Origin of the sequence: Haemophilus parahaemolyticus (assembly GCF_018373095.1) — a bacterium.
Classification (GTDB): Bacteria; Pseudomonadota; Gammaproteobacteria; order Enterobacterales; family Pasteurellaceae; genus Haemophilus_A; species Haemophilus_A parahaemolyticus_A.
Window position 1 is genome coordinate 1 of the sequence record NZ_JAHAHT010000073.1, and the last position, 8974, is coordinate 8974.

An 8974-nucleotide genomic window follows, 5' to 3' on the forward strand; every position below is an offset into this window, starting at 1 on the left:
AGATGGGAAGAAAAGGTTAGTGTTTGTTTGTTTGTTTGTTTGTTTGTTTGTTTGTTTGTTTGTTTGTTTGTTTGTTTGTTTGTTTGTTTGTTTACAGAATTATATAAAAACATATTTAGATCCTCACTATATTAAATAAAAGATACTCAATTTTGCATTATATAGATTAAGATATAAAGGAAATATTGTTTTTATACATAAAAAGTGCGGTGAAAATCTTAAAAATTTTTCACCGCACTTTGTTAAATCAGAGTTTACATCACCACCACATCAAACTGTTCTTGATTATAAAATTGCTCAGTTTTTACTTATTTGCTCAAGTTCTCTTTCTGAAATGGCGGTTATTTTAACTCCTTTAAAATTTTTGTAAGAAACGAAAAGGTACTTCGTCTAATACGATGAAGGATATGGTTTCTTTCGTACAATTATTTTTACCACTCAAAAAAGGAAATTTAAAATGAAAAATATTACATTCAAAAGTGCAATGTTAGGAATGGCACTATTATTAGGTGCAACCAGTGTTTATGCAGAAGCAATGAAAACAGAAGCTATGCCGATGAAATCAGAACCAATGATGGCTGAGCCAATGAAATCAGAACCGATGATGAAATCTGATGCGATGAAAGTAGATCAGATGAAAATGTCATCGGATAAGATGATGAAATCAGAGAAAAAAATGAAAACGGATAAAAAAATGAAAAAAGCGAAAATGATGAAGAAAGAGAAAATGTAGGAGAAAAAAATCGGCTGTAAAAACAGCCGATTTTTTTGAGTGAATTTATGATAGCAATCTTATCTATAGAAGATCAAATTAATCTGGCAGACACAAATTTTTAAACGAGAGACGGCCAGATTGGGTTTGATCTTCTATATCTTATCTGAGTTTTTTTGTACTCTACTCTACTTTTTCTTCAACCATTTTTTGATCTTTAATATCATCTAATTTGATATCTTTTACAAAACCTTGATTATCAAAATAAACGAGTAATGTGCGGCGGATTGGATCATTATGCCCTTCACGCTTGATAAAAACATAATCCCAACGGTTTTGAGCAAAAACATCGCGAAGTACTGGTGTACCAAGCAAATATTGAACTTGCTCTTGATTCATCCCTACTTTTAATTGGTCAATTTTATCCTGCTCTAAATAGTTACCTTGTGGAACATCAATACGATAGACCACTTTATTAACCGTTGAACACGCTGTGATCCCCATTGCAACGAAAGCAATGGCTAAAAGAGATTTCATTTTCATATCAATACCCTAAATTAAAATTAATACAAATCATACCGAAATCGGTTGTAAAAAACTATTATTTATTGCGTTCAAGCTGATCTCGCAAGTTCGCGGGTAATCCTTTGATTATCAAAGTATCATTTAGTTCATCCCAAATTAAACGCGTACCTAATAATTCCGCATTAAAACTAATCGTTACGCCCTTTCCTGAGCCTGAATATTTGGTTAAGCCTTTTAAAGCATTTCGAACGGGTGGAATTGATTCTTCCAAACCGTACTCTTTCTCTTGAGTAAATTGAGCAAAATTTAATTCATTTAAGGTTGGTAAAGATTCAGAAAGCTCATTGATTGCAATCTCTTCCCCTTGATTGATTTGTCCTTTGCAATATTCAAACGCTTGTTTTTTTACTTCACGAATTTGAGGAGTAGAAAGCTCACCTTGCTCGCAAAAATCATTTACCGCTTGCAATAAAGTTTGGTTTTGCACCTGTGGGTTTAGTCCCTCTTCGGCACTTAAAAAATCCATAAAGAAATCGGCAACTTTACGCCCTACTCGCCCTTTAATAAAGGTAAGATAACGGTTTGAAGTGGCATTAATACGGAGTTCTGTCAAGTTAATACGGCAAGCAATATCGTATTGAGTAATGTCCAAATATTGTGTGCTTTTTACCTCTAAATGCTCATCTACCAAAATAGAAGAGCGACTATCTATTAACGCAATAAAGAGATAATCAGTCGCTAAAAAATTATATCGACAGAGAATAAAGGTACCGCCAGAAGCAAAAGGATATTTTGCCAATTCAGTCGCTAACATATTGGCAGATTGATGGCTAAATAGCAGAAAATCTGTCTCTTTTTCCAAAAAACGATTAAGCTGTTGTGCAAATACAGATTCACTCTTGAACACGCCATAACCCTTCGCTTTGTTCTGATACGCTTGGTGTAATTGCAACATCATTTGCTCGGCAGCGGGGCTAATTGGCAGTAATTCCTCGCGTAACACCGTTTTGAGTTCAACATTCTCGCCTTCAACGTGATGTTGAATTTGGTGCAAAACAATTTCTTCTAAATTTATACTCATAAAATCGAATCTCTTTGTTCCTGTTTATATAAAATAATCATTATGCTCCTCTTATTATTTTAGCTAGTTATGCAATAGCTGCAAATAAAAAGAGCGCTTTTCTCTGTTTAAAAATAGGATTTTTTAGCATAAAATCACATAGCTTATTTATTTTATCAAGATTAAGGAAACACTATGACTAAAATTATTCACACAGAAAATGCACCTGCAGCAATCGGGCCTTACGTACAAGCGGTTGATTTAGGCAACCTTGTTTTCACATCAGGTCAAATTCCCGTTAATCCTAAAACAGGTGAAGTGCCAGCAGATATTACTGAACAAGCACGCCAAGCGTTAGAAAATGTAAAAGCAATTCTAGAACAAGCAGGGTTGAGTGTCACAAACATAAACAAAACAACTGTTTTTGTAAAAGATTTAAACGACTTTGCGACCGTAAATGCCGAATATGAAAAATTCTTCCGTGAAAATAATCATCCTGCATTCCCTGCACGTTCTTGTGTGGAAGTGGCTCGTTTACCCAAAGATGTGGGTTTAGAAATTGAAGCGATTGCCGTTCGCTCATAAAACTTACAAGCGGTCGTTTTTTCAAAATAAAATACAGAAATAAAAGGGAATATGAATGAAGGCAGTTTATCCAAATTGGCAAGCTCCCCCAAATATTAAAGCCCTCACCACCGTGAGAACGGGCGGAGTTAGTTTACCGCCATTTAATAGCTTTAATTTAGGCGATCACGTTTGTGACGATCCAGAGGCGGTGCAACAAAATCGCATTTTATTGGTAGATAAATTTGGATTGCCCCATTCCCCTTTTTTTCTCGCACAAACTCACAGCACAAAAGTGATTGAGCTTCCTTTTACAGAAACCAATGTGGAAGTGGAAGCTGATGCCGTTTACACTCAACAGGCTAATCAAGTTTGCTTAGTTATGACAGCCGATTGCTTACCTATTTTATTCTGTAACAAAAAGGGAACAGAGGTCGCTGCAGCTCACGCAGGCTGGCGAGGATTATGTGCCGGAATTCTCGAAGAAACAGTCACAAAATTTAAAACGCCAACTTCTGATATTATCGCCTGGCTTGGGCCAGCTATCGGCCCAACAGCGTTCCAAGTAGGCGAAGAAGTGATTGAACAATTTTGCACATTCGATCCAAATGCTAAGCTTGCCTTCACACCTGATATCACAACAAGCGGTAAATTTCTCGGCAATCTTTACCAATTAGCAACCCAAAGATTAAACAAGCTAGGTATTACCGACATTTCAGGCGGAACACATTGCACTTACACAGAGCACGATAAATTTTTCTCTTACCGCCGAGATAAACAGACAGGGAGAATGGCTTCTTTAATTTGGATTGAACAAGCATAAATTAAAATAAATATTCTCCTATATCCCTAAAATGTAGCTTCTGCCGTAAACGTCATTCTTGTGCCCGTGATTGGGTGTGTAATTGTCAGACTTTCCGCGTGCAAGCAAAGTCTTGGAGCAAGGCTTTTGGCTAATGGGTTGGCATAGAACTTATCGCCTAGAATAGGATGCCCTAATGCCAAAGAATGCACTCTCAACTGGTGAGAACGCCCCGTAATAGGGGTGAGTTTTACTCTTGTGGTATTGTTTGGCAAATGTGCTAACACCTCATATTGGGTTATCGCTTTTTTACCTCGCTCGTAACAGATTTTTTGACGTGGGCGATTTTCCCAGTCGCAAATCAGCGGGAAATTCATCTCGCCTGTATCGCCCACTTTCTCACCTAGTTTGCCCCATAACAACGCAATATAGTGCTTTTTCGGCTCACGTTCGCGAAATTGACGTTTCAGTTCTTTTTCTGCTGCCTTACTTAATGCAAATAATAAAATACCGCTTGTCGCCATATCCAAACGGTGAGCGGGTTCAGTAAAGCCATATTTTTTCTGCACGCGGGTCATTGCGCTGTCAAAATATTCGGGGCGATTACCAGGAACGGAAAGCAATCCGCTTGGTTTGTTGATCACTAAAATATGATTATCGCGATAAACCTCATCTAAAAAGGGCTCAAGCGGTGGATGATATTCAATAAGTGCCATAATTATTCCTGATTACTCACAATCACGCGTAAACTATCCAATCGCCAATTTGCCAGCTCAAGATGTGCAAGTGTTTCATTCAATTGCTGTTCAAGAGCTTGGATCTCATCATCACGGATATTCTTATTCACCGATTTCAACGCCTCCAAGCGGTGTAATTCGGCTTGTAATTTACTATTCGCCTCTACTTTCGCTTGAGCAATAATGTCTGGTGCTTGTTCCGCTACTTTTTGCTCGCTCAGCTTAATCAATTTTTCAATATTACGGCGTGCCATTTTCACAATTTGGTTTGCCATTTGACGGTTGACAGGCTTAAGCTGTTTCTCCAAACCATTGAATGAAACTTGTGATGCCAAGTTATTACCTTTCGCATCCATCAATACGCGAATTGGCGTTGGCGGTAAGAAACGCGTAAGATTCAAGGCTTTTGGTGCCTGCGTTTCCACCACAAAGATCGTTTCGAGTAACAAGGTGCCCGCTGGCAAATTTTTGTTAATCAACAACGACACCGCCGATTTACCAATATCACCAGAAGTAATCAAATCAATACCGTTACGGATCATCGGATGATCCCACGTTAAGAATTCAAGCTCTTCACGCATTAACGCTAATTGACGATTGAAAGTTACCGTATTCCCCTCTTCCGAAAGCCCAGGAAAATCGGGTACCAGCATATGCCCTGTTGGGCGAATTACAATACTCTGCTCGCCTAAATCCTCTTGTTCCACACCAATCACATCAAACAAATTCAAGGCAAAATTCACCAATTGTGGCTGATTATCTTGCTTACCAATTTCCTCGGCTAACTGTTGAGCTTGTTCACCACCATTGGAATTAAGCTCTAGCAATCGGTCGCGTCCACGCTCTAGCTCAGCTTTCAAGGCTCTTTGGCGTTTATTGGTTTTTGCAATTAATTCTGCAAATCCGTCCGCTTGTGAGTTGAGGAAATAACCCCCTAAGGCTTCGCCAAATTCACGGTAAAGTGCTGTGCCCATCGGGCAAGTTTCTTCAAAAGCGTTCAAGCCTTGATGATACCAATCAGCAAGTACTGATTGTGCAGAATTTTCGAAACAAGGCACGTGAATTTTGATGTCATTTTTCTGACCGATTCGATCTAAACGCCCGATACTTTGTTCCAATAAGTCAGGATTATCTGGCAAACCAAATAGCACTAAATTGCTAGCAAATTGGAAGTTTCGCCCTTCCGAGCCAATGCTAGAACTAATAAGCACCTGTGCCCCTTCTTCTTGTTGTGCAAAGTAAGCAGAGGCTTTATCACGTTCCACAATCGACATTTTCTCGTGGAATACCGCTGAGCGAATAGCCTCTTTTTCACGCAAAATCTGCTCAAGTGCAATTGCCGTTTCTGCGTGTTTACAAATCACTAGGATTTTCTCATCACGGTGATTTTTCAGGAAAGTGATCAACCATTCCACACGCGGGTCGAACTCTGTCCAACGTGCATTTGGATTGAAACGTTGGAACAAACGTTCTGGGTAAAGACGGTCGCTCACCTGTAACGCACCCATTGTGCCCATCACTTTTAACGCATTTGCATATTGGTTCGGTAATTCAAGGCTAATTTGATAATATTCACGACGAGGGAACCCTTTCACGCCTTGGCGTGTATTACGGAACAATACGCGACTTGTACCGTGGCGGTCAATCAACTCTTTAATGAGTTCTTGGCGAACTTGCAAGCGGTCGGATTCTGCCGATTTTTTGCTATTGATGATCTTAAACATCGGCTCGGTGTCTTCTTCGCTCAATAATTCTGCTATAGCATTCTGCTCCGCATCGCTTAACAGCTTGTCATTCAATAAAGTCGCCACCGCGTCTGCCACAGGTTGATACGCATTTTGTTCCTGTTCAAAGGCAGAATAATCATAAAAACGATCGGAATCTAACAAAGCGAGGCGAGCAAAATGACTCTCTTGCCCAAGCTGTTCAGGCGTTGCGGTAAGCAGCAAGACAGACGGAATCTGTTTCGCTAGTTTTTCTACCAATTGATAGGCAACCGAAGGGGCATCTTCTGACCACTCAAGGTGATGTGCCTCATCAACAATCAACATATCCCACTCGCATTCAAGCACTTGCTTCGCACGATTTGGCATCGCTTCTAGCCAATCGATGGAAGCAATCACCATCGATTCACTCTCAAACAGATTTTCGCTTACATCGTTGCCATCTTCGTCTGCTTTGTCGAAATCTGCACAACGCTCTTCATCAAACAGCGAAAAACGCAGGTTGAAACGACGAAGCATTTCCACCAGCCACTGGTGTTGCAAGCTTTCAGGCACAAGCACCAACACGCGTTCTGCTCTACCTGCAAAAATTTGTTGTTGTAAAATCATCCCTGCTTCGATGGTTTTTCCTAAACCCACTTCATCAGCAAGTAATACACGTGGCGAGAGACGTTGCCCCACTTCTTTAGCAATATGCAATTGATGCGGAATCAGACTGGCACGAATGCCTCGCAAACCGCGCAACGGAGATTGGAACTGTGCTTGTTGATGCTGCAAAGCTCGATAGCGGAGCGAAAAACGATCTGAACGGTCAATCTGTGCCGAAAATAGACGGTCTTGCGGGCGACTAAAACTGACTTTGTGATCAAGCAACATTTCAGGCAAAACGCTTTCTTCTTGATTATCCGTTCGTTTGCCTAAATAAAACGCCACACCTTGATTATCCATCACTTGCGTCACCTGCATTTTCCAGCCTTCTTGAGCGGTAATCACATCGCCCACTTGGAACTGCACACGGGTAAGCGGTGCATTTGAAACCGCATAAATTCGCTCATCTTCCGCAGCAGGGAATTGAATAGTCACCGTGCGGTTATCTACATTTGAAACTAGACCTAAACCTAAATTATTTTCGGATTCGCTAATCCATCTTTGCCCAACGACAAACATTTTCGCCTCTTTTTTTCTGTATTCATTAAGGCAATATTTTAGCAAATTTAAGCTTTGCATTCACGCAGAGAAAAGCAATCAGAGCCTGATATTGCATTCTCTAAGCGACAAATGTACAATCTTTTGTACAACTTTTCTTAAGGAATTTATATGCAAGCTATTTCTTATTCACAAGCCCGTCAAACTTTAGCCAAAACAATGACTTCAGTCGTGGAAAATTATGAACCTGTGCTAATCACTCGCACTACGGGCGAAGATTGTGTGCTTATTTCTCTAGCACATTATCGTTCACTAGAGGAAACTGCTTATTTGCTTCGTTCGCCTGCCAATGCTCAACGATTACTTTCAGCCATTGAGCAACTTCACCAAAATGAAGGGCAAGAGAGGGAATTGATTGAATGAAATTGACCTTTGCCGACACCGCTTGGGAAGATTATTTATATTGGCAAGCCACCGACAAAAAACAACTAAAACGCACCAATAATCTCATCAAAGATATTCAACGAACGCCTTTTAAAGGTATAGGAACACCTGAATCACTGAAGTTTAATTTAAATGGCTTTTGGTCTCGTCGAATTGATGAAAAACACAGACTGGTTTATGCCGTAACTGATGAAGCAATTTTAATTGCTTCTTGTCGTTATCATTACTAATTTATTCTATTTTATGGCTCTTTTTTATACTCCTAATACTGCAAAGCACTCTGCAAAAATATCTCCAAAATCTACCGCTCGTCAAACAGTAAAAATTCAATCTTTAGATTATCAAGGTTTAGGCGTGGCAAAACTCAATGGCAAAACCTGGTTTATTGAAAATGCCTTGCCCGATGAAGAGGTAGAAATTCAAACGCTGGAAGAAAAGCGTCAATATGGGCGAGCGAAAGCGGTCAAAATATTGGAAAAATCTGCAAAACGTCAAACGCCTTTTTGCCAATATTATGTCAAGTGTGGTGGCTGCCAAATGCAACACATCGACCTTGAATTGCAACGAGAAGCAAAACAAAAAGCACTATTTCATCTCCTGCAAAAATTGCAAGCTACGCCTATTAATTTTCAACCTATGATTGTTGGAAGCGACAAATATTACCGCCGCCGAGCTCGATTGAGCATTGCTCAACAAAAAAATGAGTGGGTGATGGGCTTTAGGCTACAAAATTCTAACCAAATCATACCGCTTGAACGTTGCGAGATTTTAGAGAAACCACTTGCCGATTTACTGCCGAAACTGCAGCAGCTTGTGGTGATGTGGCAAAATAAAAAATTGCTTGGGCATATTGAGCTCGTGCTTGCTGATAATGGCATTGCAATGTTTTTACGCCACTTAGGCGAAATCAATGAGAAAAACCGCACAACACTGCTTCAATTCGCAGAAAAAGAGCAACTTTCTCTATTTGTAATGACGGAAGAGAATCAGCTAGAACACTGGTTTGGCGAGCTTCCTTACTATCAAATCAATGGCTTAATGCTCCATTTCGGAATTCGTGATTTTATTCAGGTAAACCGTGAATTAAATCAGAAAATGGTTGAAATCGCCTTGGATTGGCTCGATATCCAACCGCAAGATCGCATTTTAGATCTCTTCTGCGGAATGGGAAATTTCACGCTACCAATTGCACAAAAAGCCAGTTATGTTGCGGGCGTAGAAGGCGTGCAAGAGATGGTTTATCAAGCCAATAAAAACGCA

At 39.9% G+C, this 8974-nt stretch carries 10 protein-coding genes; 6 read left to right on the forward strand and 4 right to left on the reverse strand.

From position 1 onward, the window contains the following. The first annotated feature begins 457 nt into the window (after nt 1-457). On the forward strand, nt 458-733 hold the full coding sequence (locus tag KH943_RS07455) for a hypothetical protein (RefSeq protein ID WP_304109623.1): 276 nt from the start codon (nt 458-460) through the stop codon (nt 731-733). A 162-nt stretch (nt 734-895) separates the two neighbouring features. On the opposite strand, the gene bamE is transcribed toward KH943_RS07455, so the two are convergent. Both bamE and yejK read right to left on the reverse strand, forming a co-directional pair. Further along, a complete protein-coding gene (gene bamE, locus KH943_RS07460; RefSeq protein WP_304109626.1) occupies nt 896-1255 on the reverse strand; it encodes an outer membrane protein assembly factor BamE in 360 nt (119 codons plus the stop codon). Nucleotides 1256-1313: 58 nt separating this feature from the next. Beyond that, nucleotides 1314-2318, reverse strand: coding sequence for a nucleoid-associated protein YejK (gene yejK, locus KH943_RS07465; RefSeq protein ID WP_304109629.1), 1005 nt, complete (start codon nt 2316-2318; stop codon nt 1314-1316). Between the two features lie 174 nt (nt 2319-2492). Between yejK and KH943_RS07470 the strand changes: the two genes are divergently transcribed. Beyond that, the gene (locus KH943_RS07470; protein WP_304109632.1) at nt 2493-2882 is read left to right on the forward strand and encodes a RidA family protein; all 390 of its coding nucleotides are present in this window, start codon (nt 2493-2495) and stop codon (nt 2880-2882) included. A gap of 55 nt (nt 2883-2937) precedes the next feature. Then, nucleotides 2938-3684, forward strand: a complete 747-nt coding sequence (pgeF, locus tag KH943_RS07475; protein ID WP_304109633.1) for a peptidoglycan editing factor PgeF — start codon at nt 2938-2940, stop codon at nt 3682-3684. Nucleotides 3685-3710: 26 nt separating this feature from the next. Here the strand turns inward: pgeF and rluA are convergent, their stop codons facing one another. Both rluA and rapA read right to left on the reverse strand, forming a co-directional pair. Continuing rightward, nucleotides 3711-4379 carry a bifunctional tRNA pseudouridine(32) synthase/23S rRNA pseudouridine(746) synthase RluA gene (gene rluA / locus KH943_RS07480; RefSeq protein ID WP_304109635.1) on the reverse strand — a complete coding sequence of 223 codons (669 nt, stop codon included), beginning with the start codon at nt 4377-4379 and terminating at the stop codon, nt 3711-3713. 2 nt (nt 4380-4381) lie between these two features. After that, a complete protein-coding gene (gene rapA / locus KH943_RS07485; RefSeq protein ID WP_304109638.1) occupies nt 4382-7291 on the reverse strand; it encodes an RNA polymerase-associated protein RapA in 2910 nt (969 codons plus the stop codon). Nucleotides 7292-7441: 150 nt separating this feature from the next. Here rapA and yefM point away from each other — a divergent pair, with 150 nt between their 5' ends. The 3 genes from yefM to rlmD all read left to right on the forward strand — a co-directional run. Continuing rightward, entirely contained in the window at nt 7442-7693 is a 252-nt protein-coding gene (gene yefM / locus KH943_RS07490; RefSeq protein WP_304109640.1) for a YoeB-YefM toxin-antitoxin system antitoxin YefM, read from the forward strand. After that, complete coding sequence (locus KH943_RS07495; protein WP_304109643.1) at nt 7690-7944, forward strand: Txe/YoeB family addiction module toxin; 255 nt, start codon at nt 7690-7692, stop codon at nt 7942-7944. Before yefM ends, KH943_RS07495 begins: the two co-directional genes overlap by 4 nt. Before the next feature lie 13 nt (nt 7945-7957). Continuing rightward, on the forward strand, nt 7958-8974 hold a 1017-nt coding region (gene rlmD / locus KH943_RS07500), incomplete at its 3' end, for a 23S rRNA (uracil(1939)-C(5))-methyltransferase RlmD (protein WP_304109645.1).